Source organism: Curtobacterium sp. MCPF17_021 (assembly GCF_003234605.2).
GTDB lineage: Bacteria > Actinomycetota > Actinomycetes > Actinomycetales > Microbacteriaceae > Curtobacterium > Curtobacterium flaccumfaciens.
Genome location: NZ_CP126252.1, coordinates 2,015,724 through 2,038,520, shown reverse-complemented (window position 1 = coordinate 2,038,520; position 22,797 = coordinate 2,015,724). Strand labels below are relative to the sequence as shown.

Here is a 22,797-nt window from a genome sequence, read left to right as displayed (position 1 = left end):
TCACAGTAGGCGTCAGCACTGGGAACCGGTTACGTTGAACCAGTGCGAGTCGATCTGCTGACCAGGGAGTATCCGCCGGAGGTCTACGGCGGAGCGGGTGTCCACGTGTCCGAACTCACCGCCGCGTTGCGGTCGGGGACGGACACGGAAGTCCGTGTCCGGGCCTTCGGGGCCTTCCGTGACGAACCCGACGTGTGGGGCTACCGGACCCCGGACGGCCTCGGCCAGGCGAACGGCGCGCTGCAGGCCCTCGGCACCGACGTGGCCATCGCGGCCGACGTCGAGGGTGCCGACCTCGTGCACTCGCACACCTGGTACGCGAACTCCGCGGGCCGGATCGCGCAGCTGACCTACGGCATCCCCCACATCGTGACCGCCCACAGCCTGGAGCCGCTCCGCCCGTGGAAGGCCGAGCAGCTCGGCGGCGGCTACCGCCTGTCCAGCTGGATGGAGCGCGAGGCGTTCGAACACGCCGACGGCGTCATCGCGGTCTCGAAGGCCATGCGTGCGGACATCCTGCGCTCGTACCCGTCGATCGACCCCGCGAAGGTCCACGTCGTCTACAACGGCATCGACATCGACGCGTGGAAGCCGACCGTCGACGAGGACGCCGTGCGCGCCCTCGGCATCGACCCGACGCGCCCGAGCGTCGTGTTCGTCGGACGCATCACCCGCCAGAAGGGCCTGCCGTACCTGCTCCGTGCCGTGGCGTCGCTGCCGTCGGACGTGCAGATCGTGCTGTGCGCCGGCGCGCCGGACACCCCCGAGATCCTGGCCGAGGTCACCGAGCTCGTCGAGGGCCTCCGCGCGGAACGTGAAGGCGTCGTCTGGATCGACCGGATGCTCGCGCACGAGGAGATCGTGAACGTGCTGTCCTCGGGCACCGTGTTCGTGTGCCCGTCGGTCTACGAGCCGCTCGGCATCGTGAACCTCGAGGCCATGGCGTGCGGCATCCCGGTCGTCGGCACCGGCACCGGGGGCATCCCCGAGGTCGTCGCCGACGGGCTCACCGGTCGCATCGTCCCGATCGACCAGGTGCAGGACGGCACCGGCACCCCGACCGACCCCGACCGCTTCGTGGCCGACCTCGCCGCGACCCTCACCGAGGTGCTCGCCGACGAGGGGCTGGCGAAGCTCATGGGACGCGCCGGACGGCTCCGTGTCGAGACCGAGTTCACCTGGGACGCGATCGCCACCAGGACACGGCAGGTCTACGACCGGGTGCTCGGCCAGAACCCGTAGGCTGGTCGCATGCCCTCGGTCGTGCGCTTGTCAGACGTCTCCGTGGTCCGCAACGGGGCCACCATCCTCGACGCGATCTCGTGGGAGGTGCAGGACGACGAACGCTGGGTCGTGCTCGGCGCGAACGGCGCCGGCAAGACCACGCTGCTGCAGGTCGCCGGCGCCCAGACGTTCCCGACCTCGGGTGACGTCGAGGTGCTCGGGACCGAACTCGGCGGTGCCGACCTGTTCGAGCTCCGCCCGCGCATCGGCTTCGCGTCGACCGCGCTGGCCCGTCGCATCCCGGTGACCGAGAAGGTCATCGACGTCGTGCTCACCGCGGCGTACTCGGTCACGGGCCGCTGGAACGAGGAGTACGAGGAGCTCGACGTCCGCCGTGCGCAGCGCGTGCTCGAGGAGTGGGGCCTGGGGTCCTTCACCGACCGCACGTTCGGCGACCTGAGCGACGGCGAGCAGAAGCGCGTGCAGATCGCCCGTGCCGTGATGACCGACCCGGAGATCCTGTTCCTCGACGAACCGGCCGCGTCGCTCGACCTCGGTGCCCGTGAGAGCCTCGTCCGCACTCTCGGCGGCTACGCCCAGAGCGCGGACTCGCCGGCCATCGTCATCGTGACCCACCACGTCGAGGAGATCCCGGCCGGGTTCACCCACGCGCTCGTCCTCGCCGACGGCCACGTGCAGGCCGCAGGCCCCATCGACGAGGTCCTGACGGACCAGACCCTGACCGAGGCGTTCGGCATCGACCTCTCGGTCACCAAGGACGCCGGTCGCTACACGGCACGCGCCGCGTAGCGCTGCGATCCCGCCGTCTCTCTGGTATCGTGGACGGCTGGCGCAAGCCGACGACTTCCCGCGCAGTTCGCGCAATCCCATCACCGCTATCGAGGAATCTCCATGAAGACCGACACCCACCCCGAGTACCGCGCCATCGTCTTCCGCGACCTGGCCTCCGGTGAGACGTTCCTGACGCGTTCGACCGCGAACAGCGACAAGACCATCGAGCTCGACGGTGCGACCTACCCGGTCATTGACGTCGAGATCTCGTCCGCTTCGCACCCGTTCTACACGGGCAAGCAGCGCATCCTCGACTCGGCCGGTCGCGTCGAGAAGTTCAACCAGCGCTTCAAGGGCTTCAGCAAGTAAGCAGCCCCCACGCAACGCCCACGGGCGGTCCTCCTCCGGGAGGGCCGCCCGTTCGCGTTGTGCGGCGTTTCCGGCCGGCGCTGTACTCGGACACAAGACACCGGTGTTCACGCGTCACACCGCGGTCTGCGGGTGTTCGGCGCGCGGACACCGGTGCTGTGCGAGGGGCAGGGCGAGGTCAAGCGCCGTTGCGGTGGGGCCAGCGGCCGTCGGCGGTGAACGTCGGGTCGCGCTTCTTGCGCATGTAGTCCTGGAACGAGGTGGCCTGCTCGGCGCACCAGCCGACCTGCTTGCGGTGGAGTTCCTCGGCGGAGATGCCGAGCTCGTCCGGGTACTTGCCCGCGATGGCCTGGGCGACACGCCCGGCAGCGATCGCGTCGGCTCCGGCGTCGTGGGCGTCGTCGAGCGTGACGCCGTAGAGCTCGGACGCGGCCTCGAGCGTGCGCTTGCCCTTGCGGAAGGTGTCGAGCGCCTTGTCGATCACCAGCGGGTCGACGACGTTGCCGATGACGGGGGAGGCGAACCCGTGCCGCTTCGCTTCGCGGTCGAGGACGGTGAGGTCGTACGGGGCGTTGTAGATCACCAGGGGGATGCCCCGGGCGAACACGGCCTCGATCGCGGCGATGATCTCGGCGACGACCTCGGCCGCAGGGCGTCCCTCGGCCTGGGCACGCTCGGTGGTGTAGCCGTGCACGGCGGCGGCGCCCTCCGGGATCGGGACGCCGGGGTCCGCGATCCAGGCACCCTCGACAATGGAGGCCCCGGTCATGTCGATGAGCCCGACGTGGGCGGTGACGATGCGGGCCGTCTCGACGTCGACCCCGGTGGTCTCGAGGTCGAAGACGCCCAGCGCATGCCACCAGGGCCGACCCGTGAGGTCCTGGGACGGAGCGGGCGCGTCGAGCTGTGCTGTGGGGAACGTCACGCGGTCAGGCTAACGGGACGCACCGACACCCCCGACTACCGGGTCGGCGCGCCGACGTGCAGCCAGTAGAACGACTGCGTGCCCATGGTGAGCGTGACGGTGCCGTCCTCGTCGAACGACGGGAACGAGCTGCCGCCGAACAGGTCGTAGAGCGGGCGCCCCGCGAACTCCGGAGCGGAGATCGTGACCGAGGTCGGGTTCGTCGCGAACGAGAACACGCACAGGACGTCCTCGGCGGACGGGCCGAACTGCTGGCCGGAGCCCTCCCACGAGCGGACGAACGCGAGCACCGAGTCGTTCGAGGTCTCCTGCACGTGCAGGGACCCGAGGCCGAACACCGGGTGGGCCTTGCGCGTGTGGATGACGTTCCGGACCCAGTGCAGCAGCGAGCGCGACTGGGCGAGCTGCGCCTCGACGTTCACCTGCGCGTAGTTGTACACGAGCGACTGCACGACGGGCAGGTAGAGCTTGCCCGGGTCGGCGGTGGAGAAGCCGGCGTTGCGGTCCGGCGTCCACTGCATCGGCGTGCGCGACGAGTCGCGGTCCGGCAGCCAGATGTTGTCGCCCATCCCGATCTCGTCGCCGTAGTACAGGAACGGCGAACCGGGCAGCGAGAACAGCAGCGCGTGGATGAGCTCGAGCTCGGCGCGGGAGTTGTCGAGCAGGGGAGCGAGGCGTCGGCGGATACCGATGTTCGAGCGCATCCGCGGGTCGTAGCCGTACCAGCCGTACATCGCCTGCCGGTACTCCTCGCTCACCATCTCGAGCGTGAGCTCGTCGTGGTTGCGGAGGAAGACGCCCCACGCCGCGCTGGCCGGCACGTCGAGCGTCTCGGACAGGATCGCCTTGAGCTCGGCGGCGTGCTGTGCCCGGAGCGAGTAGAAGATGCGCGGCATCACCGGGAAGTCGAACGCCATGTGGCACTCGGGCTCCTCGTCGGTGCCGAAGAACGCCGCCGTCTCGCGCGGCCACTGGTTGGCCTCGGCCAGGAGCACACGGCCGGGGTACTCGTCGTCGACCATCGCGCGGAGCTTCTTGATGAACTCGTGGGTCTCCGGCTCGCCCTCGCCGTTGCCCTCCTCCGACTCGAACAGGTACGGGATCGCGTCGAGCCGGAGCCCGTCGACGCCCATGTCGAGCCAGTGCCGGACGACGTCGTAGATCGCCTCGATGACCGCGGGGTTCTCGAAGTTCAGGTCCGGCTGGTGCGAGAAGAAGCGGTGGAAGAAGAACTGGCGTCGGACCGGGTCGAAGGTCCAGTTGGACTCCTCGGTGTCGACGAAGATGATGCGGATGTTGGAGTAGTCCTCGTCCGTGTCCCGCCAGACGTAGAAGTCGCCGTAGGGGCCGTCCGGGTCCTCGCGGGACTGCTGGAACCACTCGTGCTGGTCGCTGGTGTGGTTGATCACCATGTCGATCACGATGCGCATGTTCCGCTCGTGCGACTTCGTCACGAGCTCGCGGAAGTCGTCGAGCGTGCCGAACTCCGGCAGGATCGCCCGGTAGTCGGCGATGTCGTACCCGCCGTCGCGCATCGGCGACTGGAAGAACGGCGGCAGCCACAGGGCGTCCACGCCGAGCCACTGCAGGTAGTCGAGCTTGCCGATCACGCCCTGGATGTCGCCGATGCCGTCTCCGTTGGAGTCGACGAACGACCGGATCATGCACTCGTAGAAGACCGAGCGCTTGTACCACTGCGGGTCGAGCGTCAGGCCGGGCAGCTGGATCGGGGCTGTGAAGGTCACCGTGCTCCTCGTCGTCATCGACGGACCGGTCGACGGCCCGCCCCGGACACGATAGGCGCGAGATGCTGCGGGTGTCCGGGGTTTCGTGCGGTTCGCTCCCTAGACTGGCGCGGATGCAACCGCCCGTGCTCTCCCCGTACCAGTCGTTGATGGCCGCCACCCCGGTCGTGCACCGGGCCGTCCAGGTCGACGGCCGGACCACGCACTACTGGGTCTACGGGCCCGAGGACTCGGATCGCACCGTGCTCGCCGTGCACGGGTTCCGCGGGGACCACCACGGGCTCGAGACCATCGCCGCGCACCTCGAAGGTGTCCGTGTGATCGTGCCGGACCTGCCCGGCTTCGGCGTGTCCGACCCGCTGCCGGTGTCGGACATCGACGCCTACGTGGCCTGGCTGACGGGGTTCCACGCCGCGCTCGGGCTCGGCCGCGACACGGTCGTGCTCGGGCACTCGTTCGGGTCGATCGTGGTGTCGGCCACCGTCGCCGCCGGGCTCGACACCCGGCTGCTCGTCCTCGTCAACCCCATCGCGGCCCCGGCACTGCAGGGACCGCGTGCCGTCGGGACCGCGATCGCGATCGGGTACTACCGCGCCGGCGCGGTCCTGCCGAAGCCGATCGGGCTCGGGATCCTGCGGAACGGCGCGATCGTCCGGGCGATGAGCATCGCGATGCTGAAGTCGCACGACCCCGCCGTCCGCCGATGGGTGCACGACCAGCACGACCGGTACTTCTCGGCCTTCGCGAACCGCACGAGCGTGCTCGAGGCGTTCCGCACCTCGGTCACCCACGACGTCTCCGAGTACGCCAACCGCATCCACGTGCCCGTGCTGCTCGTCGCGGCCGAGCACGACGACATCACCGCCGTCCCCGAACAGCGCGCACTCGCCGAGCGGCTGCGTGACGCCGAGCTCGTCGTGATCCCGGGGGTCGGCCACCTGGTGCACTACGAGACGCCGGCTCCGGCCGCGGCGGCCGTGCTCCGCCGGATGGCGGACACGACCGGGCGTGCGGGACGCCATGGACGCACTGGACGCGGCGCGGCCGCGACGGACAGCCGACCGTCGGGGGCGGGGCGGGCCTCCCGGACGGCGGACGCGTCGTGACGCGCCTGCGCATCGGCATCGACTGCCGGTACGTGCGGATCGGTCGGCACGACGGCATCAGCCGGTTCACCGCCGGGGTCGTCGCGCACCTGCCGGACCGGCACGACTACGTGCTGCTCGTCAGCGACGAGCGCCAGCTCGAGTCGCTGCCGAGGGACCTGCCGTGGGAGCTGCTGCCCGCGCCGACGGACGCGGGGGAGCCGCTCGTCGCCCGGCGCGTCAACCGGCTCGGGCTCGACGCGGTGTTCTCGCCCATGCAGACGATGGGGTCACGGGGGCGCCGGTACGCGCTCGTCCTGACGCTGCACGACCTGATCTACTACCGCAACCGAACGCCCCCGCGGGAGTTCTCGTGGCCGCTGCGGCTCGGCTGGCGGGCGTTCCACCTGTCCTGGGCGCCGCAGCGGTTCCTGCTGAACGGCGCCGACGGGGTGGTGACGGTGTCCGAGACGACCGCCGGGCTGATCGCCGAGCACCGGCTGACGAAGCGACCCGTGACGGTCGCCTACAACGCGGCCGACCCGGCGACACCGCGGGTGGCCGGAGCGCCACGTGGACGCTCGCTCGTCTACATGGGCTCGTTCATGCCGTACAAGAACGTCGAGACCCTGGCGGCGGCGCTGCCGCTCCTGGGGGCGGACTGGACGCTGCACTGCATGTCGCGGGTGTCCGACGCCGACCGTGCACGGCTCGAGGCGCTGGCTCCCACGGGGACGATCGTGTTCCACGACGGCGCCACGGACGAGGAGTACCTGTCCGTGCTCCGTTCGGCCACCGCGCTGGCGACCGCGTCGTACGACGAGGGGTTCGGCATCCCGCTCGTCGAGGCGATGGGCGTCGGGACCCCGGTCGTCGTCAGCGACATCCCGATCTTCCGGGAGATCGGCGGCTCGGCTGCGGAGTACTTCGACCCGGCGTCGCCGTCCGCCGTCGCCGCGGCCGTCCGGCGGGTCGAGGAACGGTGGGACGAGGCCTCGCGGCAGTCGATCGAGCGTGCCGGTCGGTTCCGGTGGCAGGACTCGGCGGAGCAGGTCGTCCGGGCCGTCGAGCGGGCCGTGGGGGACCGGCGGGGCTGAGGGCGGGTGCAGGCGCGGGGCGCGGGCTCGGGCCCGCCTTCGTGACGATGCGGAACGACGATGTCGATGTCGTACGACGTCGACCGTGTCGTTCCACGTCGGACGCGCCACCACCACGCCACACCGCGCGACCACCGCACGTCACTCCGGCGCGATGACCTGCACGTCCGCCCCGGGGAACACCTCCTGCGTCTCCTCGGTCACCCGCGACACGATCGGTGGCACAGCGGCGCCCCGACCCGGTGTCCGCACGACGATCGACTGGTCGCGTGCGGCGTCGGACGGATCCCCGCCGCGCTCCCACGAGCAACGGACCTCCGTCACACCGCCGATGTGGTCGAGCGTGTCCGCCAGTGCCAGGCGCTTCGCCGCGACCTCACCGGCACCGGTGACGCCGATCTGCAGGGTGCCGAGGTCGGCGACCACGACGACGCGGACACCGTTGCCGCCGGACTCGTCGGCTGCGCGGCTGATGGCAGCGACCAGGTCGCGCCGGGCAGCGGGGTCGAGCGACGGGTCCGCCCGGACGGAGGCGATGGCGTCGTAGCTCGCGAACGCGGTCTTCGACGGGGCGTGGTGCCGCACGTCGGTGACGCCGGGCAGGGCACGCACTCGCGTGTCGAACCGGTCGAGCGCCACGTCCGGCCGTGGGAAGACCCCGCCGATGCCGTTCTGGACGCTCCCGATGATCGACCCGAGCACCACGGCGATGACCGCGACCACCGCGAGGGTGCTGCCGCCGATGATGAACCACGTGCGGGCCCGGGTGCGGGTGGGGACGCTCGCCGTCTCGGGACCGAACACCCGGTCGAGGTCGTCGGCCTGCTGGTCGAGGGCATGCTGGCCGTGTCGGCTGGTTCCGTCGTCGGACATGTGGCTCCCCTCACCCCGGTGTGCGGGTGCGTCGGAGCCTAGTCCCCGGTCAGCCCCGGCGCTCCAAGGGGTTCTGGTACTCGAACGCGGACCCTCCGGTGGTGTCGGACACGTCGTCGATCGGGTCGTCGAACCGGACGAGTTCGGCGTGGAAGCGCTCGGGGTCCCACCGGAACGAGTGGATGGACCCGTTGCGGATCGGGGTGTTGCGGCGGTCGGCCGTGCCGGGGGCTGCGGCGTTCACGACACTGCGGATCACCGCGCCGTGGGTCGCGACCACGACGACGCCGGCATCGAACCGGACCGCGATCTCACCGAGGGTCTCGGTGACGCGGGCGAGCAGCGCGGAGCGGGACTCCCGACCGGGGATGTCATCGTGCGGGTACCGTGCCGACACCTCGTCGTCGGTCAGCCCCTCGGCTTCGCCGTAGGAGCGCTCGGCCAGGCCCGGGTACGTCGTCGGTGCGTCGAGGCCCAGGCGGTCGGCGATGATCGCGCCCGTCTCGGCCGCACGGGACAGTGGGGAGGCGACGACCGCGTCGAACGGTCGGCGGTTCAGGAGCTCGGCGGCCTCGGCGGCCTGCCGTCGTCCGGTGTCGTTGAGCGGGATGTCGGTCGAGCCCTGGATGCGGCGTTGCGCGTTCCAGTCGGTCTCGCCGTGCCGGACGAGGTACAGGAGGGTCGTCACCCGTCGATCTTCGCAGACGCGCCCGGCAAGCCCGTCCGGCGGCAGCGCTCGCGCGGCCCCGTCCGAGGACCGCGACCGCGCAGGCTCGTCCGGCGACCGCGACCGCGCTAGTCGGTCGACGCCGCCGCGCTGAGCCGCTCCGCCAGGTGCACGAGCGTCTCGGTGGTGCCGGCGTCGAGCTTCACGGCCGCACGACGGTCGCTGCGGGTCTCGCCGCGGTTCACGATGACCACCGGGTTCTTGCGGCGCGCAGCGTGGTCGACCAGCCGCACGCCCGAGTTCACGGTGAGGGACGAACCGACGACGAGCAGCGCGTCGGCATCGGCGACGATCGACACGGCCTCGCGGAACTTCTCGGCCGGCACGAACTCGCCGAAGAAGACGACGTCGGGCTTCAGGTCGCCGCCGCACACGGTGCACGCGGGCACGACGAACCGTTCGACGTCGGTGATCTCGACGTCGCCGTCCGGCTGCAGCTGCACGGACCCGGGCTCGTCGATCCAGGGGTTCTCGCGGTCGATGGTGGCGGCGAGGTCGGAGCGGGAGAACACCTGCCCGCAGCGCAGGCACACGGCGCGGTCCATCGAGCCGTGGATCTCGACGACGCGGCGGGAGCCGGCGCGCAGGTGCAGGCCGTCGACGTTCTGCGTGATGACCCCGGCGACGATCCCGGCGTCCTCGAGTGCGGCGAGCGCCCGGTGTCCGTCGTTCGGCATGGCGGCCGCGAAGCTCCGCCAGCCCAGGTGCGATCCGGCCCAGTAGCGCTGGCGCTTCGCGGGGTCGGCCAGGAACTCCTGGAACGTCATCGGCTTGCGCACCACCCGCCCGGCACCGCGGTAGTCGGGGATGCCGGAGTCGGTGCTCAGGCCGGCACCGGAGAGCACGGCGATCCGCTTGCCGCCGAGCACCTCGACGACGCGGTCCAGGTCGTCCGCGGTCACCGACCCGGCGGCCGCCCCGGTGGTCGGTCCGGTCGTCGACGCAGCATCATCCAGCACCCTGTTCACGGTACCCTCAACACCCGACCGTCCCGGTCGCTTCCCAGGCGGAGCGCATCCTCGGCGGACCCGTCCGGCGGCAGCCCGGAGCAGCCCGTCGGCAGCCCGGACCCGCGCCGGCCCGGCCCGCCGGACCCGCACCGGCCCCGGCCCGCCGAACCCCCGCGCCGCCTCCGCACCACACCGAAACGAGCCCCGTGCACCCCGTCCGCATCGACTCCCTCGACGATCCCCGCCTCGACGACTTCGCCCGTCTGACCGACGTGGCACTCCGCCGGGTCTCGGAGCCCGAGGGCGGCCTGTACATCGCCGAGTCGAACACGGTCATCGAGCGCGCGGTCCGCGCCGGGCACGTGCCGCGGAGCATCCTGGTGCAGGAGAAGTGGCTCGACAGCGTCCTGCCCCTGGTCGCGGAGCACGACGGGCCGGTCTTCGTCGGCGCCGACGCCCTGCTCGAGGAGCTCACCGGCTTCCGGATGCACCGCGGTGCGATCGCCGCGATGCAGCGTCCCGAGCTGCCGAGTGTCGCCGACGTGGTGCGGGACGCGAAGGTCGTCGTCGTGCTCGAGGACATCGTCGACCACACGAACGTCGGCGCGGTGTTCCGCAGCGTCGCCGGCCTCGGCGCCGACGCGGTGCTCGTCAGCCCGCGGTGTGCCGACCCGCTGTACCGCCGGAGCGTCCGGGTGAGCATGGGCACGGTCCTGCAGGTGCCGTGGACCCGCATCGGCGACTGGCCCGCGGCGGGCGAGGAACTCCGCGCGCAGGGCTTCCACCTGGCCGCGATGGCGCTGACCGACGAGTCGATCGACCTCGACGCCTTCGTGGCGGACCTGCCCGAGAAGGTCGCGCTCGTGATGGGCACCGAGGGGCAGGGACTGACGCCGGCCGCGATCGCGTCGGCCGACACGACCGTCCGGATCCCGATGGCGCACGGCGTCGACTCGCTCAACGTGGCCGCGGCGAGCGCCGTCGGTCTGTGGGCGGTCACCCACGCCCGGCGGCTCGCCTCCTAGCGCACCACCGAGACCGTCGGGAGGCCCGGGGCGGCCTGGTCCGGCAGCATGCGCCCGGCACGGATCACCAGGGCACGGTCGGTGGCCGGCTCACCGACCAGGCAGACGCCGACGGGCGCGCCGTCCACGGTCAGCGCCGGTGCGCTCACCGCGGGCAGGCCGCCGACGCTCGCGAGCGCGGTCATCGCCGTCGTGGCGGTCCGGGTGCGCTCGAGCGCAGCGGTGTCCGCGTCGAGCAGCGGAGCGGGTCCGGGCACGGTCGGGAACAGCAGGGTCCGACCGGCGAGGGCACGGCGGATCGTCGTACGGACCTCGTCGAGGTGTGCGACGGCGTCGGCGGTCGCGTCGGGGTCGTTCGCGCGTGCCGCCCGGAACCGGTCACCGACGACGGCGCTCAGTGCGCCGGGGTGCGCGTCGATCCAGGGGCCGTGGGCGGCGAGTGCCTCGGCGGCCTGGACGAGCCGCATCTGCTCCTGCAGTGCTGCGGGGTCCGGGATGCCGAGGTCGCGCAGCCGGACGGTCGCGACGGGTTCGTCGAGTGTCTCGACGAAGGCGGTGAAGGACCGGGCGACGGCCGGTTCGACGAGTGCGACGAGTTCCTCGGGGACGACGAGCACGGTTGCATCGGGCGCCCCGGCCGGCGCGGGCGGCGGCACGGTGGCGTCGAGGGCGGCGAGCAGCACGCCGGGGCTCCGCGTGAGCCACCCGACGGTGTCGAACGACGGCGCGAGCGGGAGCAGCCCGTCGCGGGACACCGTGCCGTGGGTCGTCCGGAGGCCCCAGAGTCCCTGGTACGAGGCGGGGACCCGCACCGATCCCGCGGTGTCCGTGCCGATCCCGATCCCGGCCGTCCCGAGGCCGACGGCCGATGCGGATCCGCTGGACGAGCCTCCAGGCAGTCGGGTGGGAGCCGTGCTGTTCGGCGGCGTGCCGTGGTGTGTGTTCCGGCCCGTCAGGTTGTAGGCGAACTCGTCGGTGCGTGCGATCCCGCGGATCGAGGCGCCGGCGGCGAGGAGCGCGGCGACCGCTGCGGCGGGCGCGGTCTCGACGGGGGCCTCGCGCAGGTACGTCGGGTTGCCCGCGCCGACCGGCTGGCCGGGGACGGCGTAGAGGTCCTTGACGGCGACGCTCAGGCCGTCGAGCGGTCCGGCGGCGGTGGGGGCGACGAGCGGGTCGCCGACGGCCCGCCAGACGGTGGTGTCGACGGCCTTGGGGCGGGCGGTGATGTGGGCTGCCTCGATGCGCCAGCGGGGGCCGGCGCCGGTGTCGCCGTCGCGGCGCCAGAGCTGGGTCTGGAGGCCCTGCCCGCCCGCGGCGAACCGGGACACCGACACGACGAGGGCGCGGTCCTCGGTCAGGGGGCGGACCTCGACGTGCGTCAGCGACCGGGTCGCGACCCCACCCCGTGCCCCGCGGAACGCGCTGATCGCGTCGTGCCCGACGAGCAGGCCACGGTCGTCGCCGCGCATCGTGCCGGGGGAGTCGACGAAGGCGGCGTCGAGGGCGTCGAGGTCGTTCGCCAGCAGGGCGGTCTCGTAGTCGCCGAGGGCCTCGAGCAGGCCTTCGGGCGCGGCGTCGGGCGCGGGCGACGCCGGGGACGTGGTCATCGGGCGGGCTCCTCGAAGTCGGCCTTGCGGATGCGGGCGTGGACCCCGGTGACCAGGTCCACCACCTGCGAGATGTTGAAGTCGGTCGCGGCCGACAGGTACGCGTACGCCAGGTGGCGTTCCATGCCCCAGCGCGCGCCGAGGATCGCGACGGCGTGCCGGACGCACTGCCGGACGGCCTCGTCGAGGTCGGGGTCCATGCCGGTGGGCACGAGGAACTCCTGCGTCTCGGCGACGGGCCAGACCAGGTCCCCGAAGCGCGCGGCGGCCTCGGCGGCCGGGGTCAGGTCGAAGCGGATCGTCGCGCGGAGCGAGGCCTCCATCGCGGTGAGTGCGACCTCGCCGTCGCCCTGGGCGAAGTGCGGGTCACCGACGTGGGCGAGCGCGCCGGGGACGAGCACCGGCAGGTGCAGCTGCGACCCGGCCTGCAGCAGGTTGACGTCGATGTTGCCGCCGTGGCGACCGGGCGGGACGGAGTGCAGCCGCTCCCCGGAGGTGGCGACGCCCATGATCCCGAGGAACGGGGCGAGGGGGAAGTGCGCGAAGCGGTCGCCGGCGGCGGTGAGCGGGATACGGCCCCGCCGGCCCTGGTCGGTGTCGACGACGTCGGCGAAGACGCTCACCGTCGTGCCGTCGACCGGGAGCTCACCGTGCAGGGCACCGCGGCCGTGCCGGTTCGACACGACGCCGTAGTGCACGCGGGGCAGGGTCTCGAGGACCGTCATCGTCAGCACGTCACCGGGACGGGCACCGCGCACCGCGATCGGCCCGGACACCACGTGCGGTCCGTCCGACGCGGGGTCGCGGTGACCGGAGCGGGCGATCGCGACGGCGTCGGCGAGGACGTGCTCCGGAGCGACGCCGTGGTCGCCGAACCACGCCACGGGGTCGCTGCCCTGGTCGGGGAGGATCCCCTCGTGGCTCACGGTGTCGATCGTGACCGACTCCCCGGGGCCGATCGTCAGGGCCGGGGTGTCACCGTCGCTCGGCAGCCGGCCCCAGAGGACGGTCTCCGGGTCGACGGGCAGGGCGTGGTCACCGCGGGCGGGTCCGGTGCCGGGCTGCAGGGTCGGGACCGCCGGGGCGGTGGTCTCGTGTGCGGTGGTCATCGGTCCGTCCTCCGTTCGACCAGGTGGGCCACGTCGGCCAGGTGGTCGGCCATCGCCCGCGTCGCGCCCGCGACGTCGTGCTCCCGGATCCGCTCGAGGATCCGCTCGTGCCACTCGAACGACGACCGGCGCCCCTCGCTGGTGCTGTGCGAGCGGGCACGGACGTCCTGCACCCAGCCGCTGCTGAGCTCGCACAGGGACACGAGCAGGGGGTTCCCCGAGGTCCGGGCGACCTGCACGTGGAAGGCGACGTCCTGGGCGAGCGACTCCTCCGGGCTGAGCCCCGCGTGGGTGGCGGCGAGGATGCGTTCCAGGGTGAGCAGGTCGGCCTCGCCCGCCCGCGCCGCCGCGAGTCCGGCGACCTGCGGCTCCACGACGGTCCGGAACTCGGCGACGTGCTCGGCCCGGTGGTCCAGGTCGTCGCGGTGGTGGTCGAGCAGGGCCGACGCTTCCTCCGGTCGCGGCAGCACGACGGTGCCACGACCAGGGGTCCGGGAGACCAGGCGACGGCGCTCGAGTTCCTGCAGCGCCTCGCGGATGGTCGTGCGGGACACGGCGAGGTCCTCGGCGAGGGTGCGTTCCGGCGGCAGCTTGTCGCCGGGCTGCAGGTCGTCGAGCACGAGCGTGCCGAGGTGGGCGGCGGTCGCCGCGCTCAGGGTCCGTCCACGGTGCATGCCCTCGACCGTAGGGCCGGTTGGTCTGCTTGGTTCATTGGTACGACCATCTTTTACACGGCCGTCACACGCGGCGTCGGAACCCGAAACACGGCGGGCGAATGGTGGAGCACGTCCCACCCGCACCGACCGGAAGAGGGGTTCGACGTGGACCTGGTCCTCACCAACGCACGGCTGACCGACGGCCGATCCGTCGACGTCACCATCGCCGACGGCGTGATCGTCAGCGTGGCCGACGCGCTGCCCGGTCCCGGCTCGGCGCAGGGCATCGGCACCGGCACCGTTGCTGCTCCCACCAGCGTGGTCGACTGCGCCGGGCGTGTGCTCATCCCCGGGCTCATCGAGGCGCACCTGCACGTCGACAAGGCCCTGCTCGACCGGGAACGTCCGAACCCCGACGGCACCCTCGCCGGCGCCATCGCCGTCACGGGGGAGCTCAAGCGCGGCTTCACCCACGCCACCGTCCGCGACCGCGCCCGCACCCTGCTCGACCAGGCCATCACGAACGGCACGACGCTCGTCCGCGCACACCCCGACGTCGACCCGATCGTCGGGCTCACCGGCGTCGAGGTGCTGCTCGACCTGCGCGACGAGTACCGGGACGCCCTCGACCTGCAGATCGTCGCGTTCCCCCAGGAGGGCATCGCCAAGGCACCGGGCACCCTCGCGCTGCTCCGTCAGGCGCTCGCCGCGGGGGCGGACGTCATCGGTGGCTGCACGTACAACGAGCACACCCTGGCCGCGTGCCACGAGCACGTCGAGACCGTCCTCGACCTCGCCGAGGAGTTCGGGGTGCCGGCCGACCTGCACGCCGACTTCGCCGACGACACCTCCGACCCGCGGTACGCCCTCGCCGGGCACATCGCCGACCGCGTGACCGCCCGCGGGCTGCAGGGGCGGGTGGCGCTCGGGCACGTGACCTCGGTCGCGAGCCTGCCCCGCGGCGAGCGCCGGGTGCTGTTCGATCGCCTGGCGGCCGCCGGGGTCGCCGTCGTGCCGCTGCCCGCGACCGACCTGCACCTCGGGGGACGGTCCGACGACCACGACGTGCGGCGCGGGGTCGTGCCGGTCCGCGAACTCTGGGACGCCGGGGTCACGAGCGCGTACGCGTCGAACAACGTCCGGAACGCCTTCACCCCGTTCGGGAACGCCGACCTGCTCGACGTCGGGCTGCTCCTGGCGCAGACCGGGCACCTGTCCGGCCCGGACGACCTGCGACGGGTGCTCGCCATGGCGACGACCGGGGCGGCCGAGGTCGTCGGCGTCGACACCCACGGCATCCGGCCCGGTGCCGCCGCCGACCTCGTGGTGCTCTCCACCACCGACCCGGACGGCGTCCTGCTCGACCGGCCGGACCGCGCCCTCGTCGTCAAGCGCGGCCGGGTCGTCGCCGAGACCACCCGGACCACCCGCCTCACCACCAGCCGCACCACGAACCGATCGAAGGAACTCAGCCATGCGTGAACGGATCCCGCACGAGATCGTCGCCTCCGTCCTGGCCGGTGCCACGGCGTTCATCGGGGGCAACGCCCTGCACCTGCCGACCTGGGCGATCTTCATCAGCTGGGCGGGGATGTTCCTGCTCGGCAGCAAGCCGACGCTGCGGAACGCCACGCGCCTGTGGGCCGCGATGCCGATCGGCTCGGCGTTCGGCCTGGTCATCGTCCTGCTCGACCAGCGGTTCGGCACGCTGTTCGGCGAGGGGCAGGCTGCGCAGAACACCGTCCTGGCGCTGCTCATCCTCGTCGTGAACTGCGCCCTGATGTACACCGGTCGCACGAAGCTGTTCGGGCTCGTCCCCGGCATGTTCCTCGGGTTCGCCTCGTTCTTCGCGACCTGCTTCGGCGGCTTCGGGTTCGACCCGGGGAACGCCTGGGCCGCCTGGGTGTCGGTCGTGCTGATGAACGCGCTCGGGCCGGTGTTCGCCTACCTGTCCCGCCGCCTGACCTTCGCCCGGGCCGAGACGACGGGCTCGGCCGGTTCGGCCGGTTCGGCCGGCTCGGCCGGCTCGGCCGACCCGGTCGTCGCGACCGACGCCGGCGGCGCAGCGGCGCCCGCTCCGGAACGCCAGCCCGACCAGCCCGTCGCAGCCTCGGCCTAGGAGCGGACCGGTACGCTCGGGTCCCGTGTCACGAGTCGTCCGCCGCCCCCGCTCCGCCGTCCGGAGGCCGGTCACGATCTCGGTGGTCGCCGTCCTGCTCCTGGTGGCCGGGTACCTCGTGGCCGCGGCCGTCGTACCGTTCGGCCCGGCGAGCGCCAGCACCACCACGTACTCGGCACCGAAGACGACCGTCCCGGCGCTGAGCTTCCCCGGGTACGGCGCGACGGCGGTCGAAGCCACGGACTTCCCGGAGAGCCTGCGCACCAGCGGCAACACGAAGCCCCGGTCGATCGCGAGCATCACGAAGGTCGTCACGGCGCTCGTGGTGCTCGACGAGAAGCCGATGGCCGCGGGGGAGTCCGGCCCGTCCATCCGCTTCACGAAGCAGATGGAGGGCCTGTACGCCAAGTACGCGGCGCAGAACGGCGAGGTCGCCCCGATGCCCGCCGGCCTGAAGCTCACCGAGCACCAGACGTTCCAGGTGATGCTCATGAAGTCGGCGAACAACTACGCCGGCGCACTCGCCATCTGGGCGTTCGGGTCGATCGCCGCCTACGAGCACGCGGCGAACGACTGGCTCGACGAACACGGCCTGGACGACACCACGATCCACGAGCCGACCGGCCTCGACCCGGACAACACCTCGACCGCCACGGACCTGGTCGAGCTCGGGCAGCTCGCGCTGGCGAACCCGGTGGTGAAGGACATCGTCGGCACCAAGGACGTCACGATCCCGACGGTCGGCGAGATCGAGAACTCGAACAAGCTCCTGGGGCTCGACGGCATCGAGGGTATCAAGACCGGCACCCTCGACGAAGCCGGCGCCTGTCTGCTGTTCGCGGCGACGTACGAGCGCGGTGGCAAGGACGTCACCGTCGTCGGCGTGATGCTCGGCGGTGTCGACCACGACTCCCTCGACGTCGACGTGCAGCGGTTGCTGCGGTCCGTGGCGGACAACTTCCAGGTGGTGACGCTCACGCACCAGGGGCAGACCTTCGGCACCTTCTCGACCCCGTGGCAGGACGAGGCTGACGCGGTCACGACGAAGGCTGCCGAGGTGCTCGTGTGGGGCAAGACCACCGTCACCGCGAAGGCGAAGCTCGAGCAGGTGACCTTCGGCACGAAGGGTGAGCGGGTCGGGCAGGTGCGGTTCCGCATCTCCGACCACGACCCGGTCACGGTGCCGCTCGTGCTCGAACGCACGATCGACGACCCCGGCGTCTGGTGGCGCTGGACGAACCCGTTCCAGGGGGCGTGACGCCCGTCGGCCGCCGACCGTAGAGTCGGTCGGGTGACGACGATGACGACGTTCCCCCGGACCACCCCCGCCGCCCTCGGCATCGATCCCGGTGGTGTGACCGCCCTGCTCGACGCCCTCGAGTCCACGCCCGGCGTGGAGCCGCACAGCATCATGCTGCTGCGGCACGGCCAGGTCGCAGCCGAGGGCTGGTGGCAGCCCTACGCCGCGGACCGCGTGCACCTGCTCTACTCGCTGAGCAAGAGCTTCACCGCCGCCGGGGTCGGCATCGCCGTCCGGGCGGGCCTGATCGACCTCGACGCGACCGTGCTGTCGTACTTCCCGGAGCTCGACGCCGACGTCACCGACGAACGCAGCCGCCGCATCCGCGTCCGGCACCTGCTCGCGATGGCGAGCGGCCACCGCGAGGAGACGATCGACCGCGCCCAGGCCCTCGATCCGACGAACACGGTGCGCGGGTTCCTGCTGCTCCCGCCGGACGCGGAGCCCGGCACGGTCTTCGCCTACAACCAGCCGTGCACGTACACCCTCGCCGAGATCGTCCGGCGGGTGACCGGCGGGTCCCTCGTCGCGTGGCTCCGCCCGCACCTGCTCGACCCGCTCGGCATCGACGACCTCGCCTGGCGCCGCGACGACACCGGCGCGGAGCTCGGCTACAGCGGGTGCTACGCCCCGACCGACGCGGTCGCCAAGCTCGGCCAGCTGTACCTGCAGGGCGGCGTCTGGGACGGCGTGCGGATCCTCGACGCCGACTGGGTCGAGCAGGCGACCAGCACGCAGGTCGCCAACCCGGACGAGGCCAACCCCGACTGGTCCCAGGGTTACGGCTTCCAGTTCTGGATGGCCCGCCACGGCTTCCGCGGCGACGGCGCATACGGCCAGTTCTGCATCGTCCTGCCGGAGCACGACGTCGTCCTCGCGATGACCGGTCAGAGCCTCGACATGCAGGCCGTCCTCGACGCGGTCTGGGAACACCTGCTGCCCGCCGTCGACCGCGCGTCCGACGCGGCGTCGGCATCCGCCCTGGAGGCCCGGCTCACCTCCCTGGGACTGCCTCCGGTCCAGGGTGGTCGCCTTCCGGAGCACCTCGCCGACGTCGAGCTCCGGTTGCGTCCCCGCGGGATCCTCGATGCCGTCACGTTCGCCCGAAGTGCGGACGGGATCCGCCTGACGATCACCGACGACGGCCGGTCGGAGTCCGTGCTGCTCGGCGAAGGACGATGGGCCGTCGAGGGCGCCCTCGCGGCGAGCGCGGCCACCGAGCCGGAGGGCAGCGTGCTCGTCGCGGTCCGCTTCCTGGAGACCCCGCACCTGCTGCACCTGCGCGTCGACCTCGACGAGGGCACGCTCGGTGCGAAGTGGAAGACCGAGCCGCTGCACGACGGTCCGATGACGCTCCGTCGCCCGGCGGACTGACCTGCGCCGACCACACCGCGCGCACGACCCCGTTCGCGGCGCGCACGACCCCGTTCGCGCCCCCGTGTCGTCATCGCGCCCTGGGGAGTCGGGGCGCGATGACCGTGGCGGGGCGCGGTCGGGGAGGCGTGCGGACTCGGACGGGCGTCTGGCTACGGGGTGTCGGAGGGGTGCTCGGTGACGATCTGCAGCTCGGGTCGCTTCGCCGACACCCCGTCGCCGGACGAGGTGTGCTTGATGCGCCGGACCACCCACGGCACCAGGTACTCCCGGGCCCAGCCGAGGTCCTCGGCGCGGGCCTCGCGCCACGGCCGCGCCTCGAGCGGGTCCGGGTTGAACGGTTCGAGCCGGTGCGGCACGCCGAGGGTGTCGAGCACCGCCGCGGCGATCGTCGAGTGGCCCATCGGGGAGTGGTGCAGGCGGTCCGGAGCCCACATCCGCGGGTCCCGGAGCACCCGGAGTGCCCACATGTTCGCCACCAGGGCGCCGTGCTTCAGGGCGATGGCGTGCAGGTTCTCGTTGTAGATCGCCGTCTTGCCGCGGACCATGCCGAGCACCGGGGTCATCCCGACGTCCGGGCCGGTGAACAGCACGACGGTGGCTCCGTCGCGTCGCAGGTCGGCGACGAGCCGGTCCACGCGCTCGGCGAGCTCGTCCGGGTCCGAGCCGGGGCGGATGATGTCGTTGCCGCCGGCGGACACCGTGATGAGGTCCGGGTGCAGGGCGACGGCGGCCTCGGCCTGCTCGTCGATGATCTGCTGCAGCAGCCGCCCCCGGATCGCGAGGTTCGCGTAGGCGAAGTCGTCGGTCTGGTGTGCGAGCACCTCGGCGACGCGGTCCGCCCAGCCGCGGTTGCCGCCCGGGACGGTGGGGTCGGGATCCCCGATCCCCTCGGTGAACGAGTCACCGATCGCGACGTACCTGGTCCAAGGATGGCGATCTGACACGTTCCGGACCCTAGTCTCGTGGCATGACGAAGGCCAACACGGACGCCGTCGGCTGGTCGGTGCCGGACGAGCTGCTCGACCGCATCGGCGAGCGCGCCCCCGGCTACGACGCCGCGAACGCGTTCTGCACCGAGGACCTCGACGAGCTCCGCGCCGCCGGCTACCTGCGGATCGGTGTCCCCGTCGAGCAGGGCGGGGCGGGCCTCGGCCTCCGTGGCACCGCGCGGGTGCAGCGCGCCCTCGCCCAGGCCGCGCCGGCGACGGCACTCGGCCTCGGCATGCACCAGGTGTGGGTGCAGGCGGCCCGCGCCGTGCGTGCGCGAGGCGAGTCGTTCCTCCAGGCCGTCACCGACCACGCTGCGGACGACCACCTGCTCGCATTCGGGGTGAGCGAACCCGGCAACGACGCCGTGCTGTTCGACTCTTCGACGACGGCGGAGCCGGACGGCGACGGCGGCTACCGGTTCACCGGGACGAAGGTCTTCACGTCCCTTGCACCGGCGTGGGACGTCATGAGCGTCTTCGGCAAGGACACCTCGGGGCCGGAGCCACGGCTCGTGCACGGGTTCGTCCTGCGGTCGGACGGCGACGTCGAGCACCTGGACGACTGGGACACGCTCGGGATGCGCGCGACGCAGAGCCGCACGACGAAGCTGCACGGCGTGCACGTCCCCGACGACCGCATCGTCCGGTCGCTGCCGGTCGGACCGAACCAGGACCCGCTCGTGTTCGGGATCTTCGCGTCGTTCGAGCTCCTCATCGCCTCGGTGTACGCCGGGATCGCGGAGCGGGCGATCACGCTCGCGGCGGCCGCCGTGGCCGGTCGCACCGCGGCCGACGGCACCCCGCGGTCGCAGGACCCCGACGTGCGCCGGGCGATCGCCGACCTGCGCGGTTCGGTCGACGCGATCACGCTGCAGGTCGACTCGCTGGCGCGGTCGGTCGACGAGCTCGACGACCTCGGAGCCCGCTGGTTCCCGCTGCTCGTCGGCACCAAAGCGCGCGCGGTGGACACGGCGCAGCACGTCGTGGACGAGGCCATGCGCGTCGTCGGTGGCTCGGCGTTCCGGTCGTCGAACGAGCTGGCGCGGCTGGCGCGGGACGTCCGGGCGGGGCAGTACCACCCGTCGTCGCGGGACTCCGCGGCGCGGACGATCGCGGCGTCGGTGCTCGGCCCGCTCGGCTGAGCGCTGCGCGCGGGGATGCCTGGTGCGAGGTTGGCGTGGCGGCGCACGGTGCCGGGTCCGTCGGCCGGTGCGAGCTTGGTCGCTCGGTGCTGCCATTTGGCGCCGCACCGTGCAACCATCTCGGCACCGAGTCGCGAAGGGCGCACGGTGCGATGGGCGCGACGGCGGCGTGGCGGGGCGGCGCACGGTGCGGAGTCCGTCGGCCGGTGCGAGCTTGGTCGCTCGGTGCTGCCCTGTGGCGCCGCACCGTGCAACCAACCCGGCACCGAGTCGCGAAGGGCGCACCGTGCGACGGCGGGCGAGCAACCCCGCACGACGGGACGAACCTCGCACCGAGCGGCCGTGAGCACGCCCGGGCACGGCGATGTCGGCGGTGCCTGGCATCATCTCGGTGTGAGCAAGCAGGACGGACGGAACCGCCTCGTCTCCGACGCACCGGTGGACGACGTCTCGGCGACCGTGCTGCACGTCGACATGGACGCCTTCTTCGCTTCCGTCGAACTGCTCGACCGCCCCGACCTGGTGGGGCTGCCGGTCATCGTCGGGCACGACTCCGACCGCTCCGTCGTCACCGCCGCCACCTACGAAGCCCGTCGCTACGGGGTCAACTCCGCGATGCCGATGGCCGTCGCCAAGCGCCGCTGCCCGAACGCCGTCATCGTCGAACCGCACTTCGAGAAGTACCGGGCGCAGTCCGCCGCGGTGATGGCGATCTTCGACCGGTTCACCCCACGGGTCGAACGCCTCGGCATCGACGAGGCGTTCCTCGACGTCGCCGGCGCCCTCCGCCTGTACGGCACCCCGTGGCAGATCGGCCAGGCGATCCGCCGCACGGTCCTCGCCGAGACCGGTCTGCACTGCTCCGTCGGTGCGGCATCGACGAAGTTCGTCGCGAAGCTCGCGTCCAGCCGGTCGAAGCCGGACGGTCTGCTCGTGGTTCCCGCCGCGGACACCGTGGCGTTCCTGCACCCGCAGCCCGTGTCCGCGCTCTGGGGCGTCGGCGGCAAGACGCAGGAGACGCTCGAACGCCGGGGCATCCGCACGGTCGGCGACCTGGCGAACACCCCGCTCGGGTCACTGGTGTCGGCACTCGGCCCGGCCGGCGGGCAGCGGCTGCACGACCTGTCGTGGGGTCGCGATCCACGCGTGGTCGACACCGGCGTCGGCGAGAAGTCGATCGGGCACGAGGTCACGTTCGGCCGCGACCTGACCGAGCGCGACGACGTCGCCCGTGAACTCCTGCGCCTGGCCGACAAGGTCGCCGTCCGCCTGCGCCAGGCCGACGTGCAGGCCCGGACCGTGGCGCTCAAGGTCCGGTACACCGACTTCACCACCCTGACCCGGTCGCGCACCCTGGCGGAGCCCACCGACGTCGCGAAGCGCCTGCACCGCGAAGCCGTCGAGCTGTACGACGTGCTGCACCGACCGGGCAACCAGATCCGGCTGATCGGGGTGCGCGGCGAGAACCTCGTGCCTGCGGCCGCGAGCAACGCCCTGTGGGACGACGACGCGCCGTGGCGCGAGACCGAGACCACGGTCGACGCGGTCGCCGCACGCTTCGGTGCCGGCGTGCTGCGACCGGCATCCCTGGTCCGCCGGACCCCTGACGGCGGCGTCCCGCACGCTCGGCAGGACTGACGGTGGCGGTAGAATCGGGTTCAGTGAGCGCAGCGGAGTACGAAGACC

21 protein-coding genes are annotated in these 22,797 nt (G+C 72.4%); 12 read left to right on the top strand and 9 right to left on the bottom strand.

Going from position 1 to position 22,797, the window contains the following annotated elements; genetic code table 11:
• The first annotated feature begins 42 nt into the window (after nt 1-42).
• The 3 genes from glgA (at nt 43) to DEJ29_RS09655 (ending at nt 2,385) form a co-directional block, all read left to right on the top strand.
• Nucleotides 43-1,242 carry a glycogen synthase gene (gene glgA / locus DEJ29_RS09665; RefSeq protein WP_071403766.1) on the top strand — a complete coding sequence of 400 codons (1,200 nt, stop codon included), beginning with the start codon at nt 43-45 and terminating at the stop codon, nt 1,240-1,242.
• Between the two features lie 9 nt (nt 1,243-1,251).
• Complete coding sequence (locus DEJ29_RS09660) at nt 1,252-2,034, top strand: ABC transporter ATP-binding protein (RefSeq protein ID WP_017887279.1); 783 nt, start codon at nt 1,252-1,254, stop codon at nt 2,032-2,034.
• Between the two features lie 102 nt (nt 2,035-2,136).
• Nucleotides 2,137-2,385: a type B 50S ribosomal protein L31 gene (locus tag DEJ29_RS09655; protein ID WP_017887280.1), complete on the top strand. Its 249-nt coding sequence runs from the start codon at nt 2,137-2,139 to the stop codon at nt 2,383-2,385.
• 178 nt (nt 2,386-2,563) lie between these two features.
• On the opposite strand, the gene DEJ29_RS09650 is transcribed toward DEJ29_RS09655, so the two are convergent.
• Entirely contained in the window at nt 2,564-3,310 is a 747-nt protein-coding gene (locus DEJ29_RS09650; RefSeq protein ID WP_111223637.1) for a 3'-5' exonuclease, read from the bottom strand.
• A gap of 35 nt (nt 3,311-3,345) precedes the next feature.
• Entirely contained in the window at nt 3,346-5,055 is a 1,710-nt protein-coding gene (treS, locus tag DEJ29_RS09645) for a maltose alpha-D-glucosyltransferase (protein WP_071403984.1), read from the bottom strand.
• Between the two features lie 113 nt (nt 5,056-5,168).
• Here treS and DEJ29_RS09640 point away from each other — a divergent pair, with 113 nt between their 5' ends.
• Both DEJ29_RS09640 and DEJ29_RS09635 read left to right on the top strand, forming a co-directional pair.
• Nucleotides 5,169-6,161: an alpha/beta fold hydrolase gene (locus tag DEJ29_RS09640; RefSeq protein ID WP_258375888.1), complete on the top strand. Its 993-nt coding sequence runs from the start codon at nt 5,169-5,171 to the stop codon at nt 6,159-6,161.
• 5 nt (nt 6,162-6,166) lie between these two features.
• Complete coding sequence (locus DEJ29_RS09635) at nt 6,167-7,237, top strand: glycosyltransferase family 4 protein (RefSeq protein ID WP_111094297.1); 1,071 nt, start codon at nt 6,167-6,169, stop codon at nt 7,235-7,237.
• Between the two features lie 141 nt (nt 7,238-7,378).
• On the opposite strand, the gene DEJ29_RS09630 is transcribed toward DEJ29_RS09635, so the two are convergent.
• The 3 genes from DEJ29_RS09630 to DEJ29_RS09620 form a co-directional block, all read right to left on the bottom strand.
• A complete protein-coding gene (locus DEJ29_RS09630; RefSeq protein ID WP_111094283.1) occupies nt 7,379-8,110 on the bottom strand; it encodes a hypothetical protein in 732 nt (243 codons plus the stop codon).
• A gap of 49 nt (nt 8,111-8,159) precedes the next feature.
• Nucleotides 8,160-8,798, bottom strand: a complete 639-nt coding sequence (locus DEJ29_RS09625; RefSeq protein ID WP_111094284.1) for a histidine phosphatase family protein — start codon at nt 8,796-8,798, stop codon at nt 8,160-8,162.
• A 107-nt stretch (nt 8,799-8,905) separates the two neighbouring features.
• Entirely contained in the window at nt 8,906-9,739 is an 834-nt protein-coding gene (locus tag DEJ29_RS09620; protein ID WP_111094298.1) for a Sir2 family NAD-dependent protein deacetylase, read from the bottom strand.
• Between the two features lie 254 nt (nt 9,740-9,993).
• Here DEJ29_RS09620 and DEJ29_RS09615 point away from each other — a divergent pair, with 254 nt between their 5' ends.
• On the top strand, nt 9,994-10,812 hold the full coding sequence (locus tag DEJ29_RS09615) for a TrmH family RNA methyltransferase (protein WP_110864530.1): 819 nt from the start codon (nt 9,994-9,996) through the stop codon (nt 10,810-10,812).
• Here the strand turns inward: DEJ29_RS09615 and DEJ29_RS09610 are convergent.
• The 3 genes from DEJ29_RS09610 to DEJ29_RS09600 are packed head-to-tail and all read right to left on the bottom strand — an operon-like array spanning nt 10,809 to nt 14,202.
• On the bottom strand, nt 10,809-12,419 hold the full coding sequence (locus DEJ29_RS09610) for an AtzH-like domain-containing protein (RefSeq protein WP_111096019.1): 1,611 nt from the start codon (nt 12,417-12,419) through the stop codon (nt 10,809-10,811). The two genes, DEJ29_RS09615 and DEJ29_RS09610, sit on opposite strands and share 4 nt — an antisense overlap.
• Complete coding sequence (locus DEJ29_RS09605; protein WP_111096018.1) at nt 12,416-13,528, bottom strand: acetamidase/formamidase family protein; 1,113 nt, start codon at nt 13,526-13,528, stop codon at nt 12,416-12,418. Before DEJ29_RS09605 ends, DEJ29_RS09610 begins: the two co-directional genes overlap by 4 nt.
• On the bottom strand, nt 13,525-14,202 hold the full coding sequence (locus DEJ29_RS09600; RefSeq protein WP_071403772.1) for a FadR/GntR family transcriptional regulator: 678 nt from the start codon (nt 14,200-14,202) through the stop codon (nt 13,525-13,527). The genes DEJ29_RS09605 and DEJ29_RS09600 overlap by 4 nt, the downstream gene beginning before the upstream one ends.
• Nucleotides 14,203-14,349: 147 nt before the next feature.
• Between DEJ29_RS09600 and DEJ29_RS09595 the strand changes: the two genes are divergently transcribed.
• The 4 genes from DEJ29_RS09595 to DEJ29_RS09580 are packed head-to-tail and all read left to right on the top strand — an operon-like array spanning nt 14,350 to nt 18,977.
• The gene (locus DEJ29_RS09595) at nt 14,350-15,666 is read left to right on the top strand and encodes an amidohydrolase family protein (protein ID WP_111096017.1); all 1,317 of its coding nucleotides are present in this window, start codon (nt 14,350-14,352) and stop codon (nt 15,664-15,666) included.
• Nucleotides 15,659-16,303 carry a DUF1097 domain-containing protein gene (locus DEJ29_RS09590; RefSeq protein WP_111096016.1) on the top strand — a complete coding sequence of 215 codons (645 nt, stop codon included), beginning with the start codon at nt 15,659-15,661 and terminating at the stop codon, nt 16,301-16,303. Before DEJ29_RS09595 ends, DEJ29_RS09590 begins: the two co-directional genes overlap by 8 nt.
• Before the next feature lie 25 nt (nt 16,304-16,328).
• Nucleotides 16,329-17,561, top strand: coding sequence for a D-alanyl-D-alanine carboxypeptidase family protein (locus tag DEJ29_RS09585; protein ID WP_146248405.1), 1,233 nt, complete (start codon nt 16,329-16,331; stop codon nt 17,559-17,561).
• Between the two features lie 42 nt (nt 17,562-17,603).
• A complete protein-coding gene (locus tag DEJ29_RS09580; RefSeq protein ID WP_181438287.1) occupies nt 17,604-18,977 on the top strand; it encodes a serine hydrolase domain-containing protein in 1,374 nt (457 codons plus the stop codon).
• A 152-nt stretch (nt 18,978-19,129) separates the two neighbouring features.
• Here the strand turns inward: DEJ29_RS09580 and DEJ29_RS09575 are convergent, their stop codons facing one another.
• Nucleotides 19,130-19,924, bottom strand: coding sequence for an SGNH/GDSL hydrolase family protein (locus tag DEJ29_RS09575; RefSeq protein WP_111096013.1), 795 nt, complete (start codon nt 19,922-19,924; stop codon nt 19,130-19,132).
• Between the two features lie 23 nt (nt 19,925-19,947).
• Here DEJ29_RS09575 and DEJ29_RS09570 point away from each other — a divergent pair, with 23 nt between their 5' ends.
• Nucleotides 19,948-21,111, top strand: coding sequence for an acyl-CoA dehydrogenase family protein (locus DEJ29_RS09570; RefSeq protein WP_111096012.1), 1,164 nt, complete (start codon nt 19,948-19,950; stop codon nt 21,109-21,111).
• A gap of 393 nt (nt 21,112-21,504) precedes the next feature.
• Nucleotides 21,505-22,749 (top strand): DNA polymerase IV, encoded by a 1,245-nt coding sequence (dinB, locus tag DEJ29_RS09565; RefSeq protein ID WP_111096011.1) that lies wholly within the window; start codon nt 21,505-21,507, stop codon nt 22,747-22,749.
• Nucleotides 22,750-22,797 lie beyond the last annotated feature (48 nt).

Excerpts from the sequence above, each read along its gene's own strand:
- DEJ29_RS09590 (WP_111096016.1), top strand. The coding sequence starts at position 15,659 with ATGCGTGAACGGATCCCGCACGAGATCGTCGCCTCCGTCCTGGCCGGT.
- DEJ29_RS09640 (WP_258375888.1), top strand. The coding sequence starts at position 5,169 with ATGCAACCGCCCGTGCTCTCCCCGTACCAGTCGTTGATGGCCGCCACC.
- DEJ29_RS09570 (WP_111096012.1), top strand. The coding sequence starts at position 19,948 with ATGACGAAGGCCAACACGGACGCCGTCGGCTGGTCGGTGCCGGACGAG.
- DEJ29_RS09600 (WP_071403772.1), bottom strand. The coding sequence starts at position 14,202 with ATGCACCGTGGACGGACCCTGAGCGCGGCGACCGCCGCCCACCTCGGC.
- DEJ29_RS09580 (WP_181438287.1), top strand. The coding sequence starts at position 17,604 with ATGACGACGTTCCCCCGGACCACCCCCGCCGCCCTCGGCATCGATCCC.
- DEJ29_RS09605 (WP_111096018.1), bottom strand. The coding sequence starts at position 13,528 with ATGACCACCGCACACGAGACCACCGCCCCGGCGGTCCCGACCCTGCAG.
- DEJ29_RS09655 (WP_017887280.1), top strand. The coding sequence starts at position 2,137 with ATGAAGACCGACACCCACCCCGAGTACCGCGCCATCGTCTTCCGCGAC.
- DEJ29_RS09660 (WP_017887279.1), top strand. The coding sequence starts at position 1,252 with ATGCCCTCGGTCGTGCGCTTGTCAGACGTCTCCGTGGTCCGCAACGGG.
- DEJ29_RS09630 (WP_111094283.1), bottom strand. The coding sequence starts at position 8,110 with ATGTCCGACGACGGAACCAGCCGACACGGCCAGCATGCCCTCGACCAG.
- DEJ29_RS09610 (WP_111096019.1), bottom strand. The coding sequence starts at position 12,419 with ATGACCACGTCCCCGGCGTCGCCCGCGCCCGACGCCGCGCCCGAAGGC.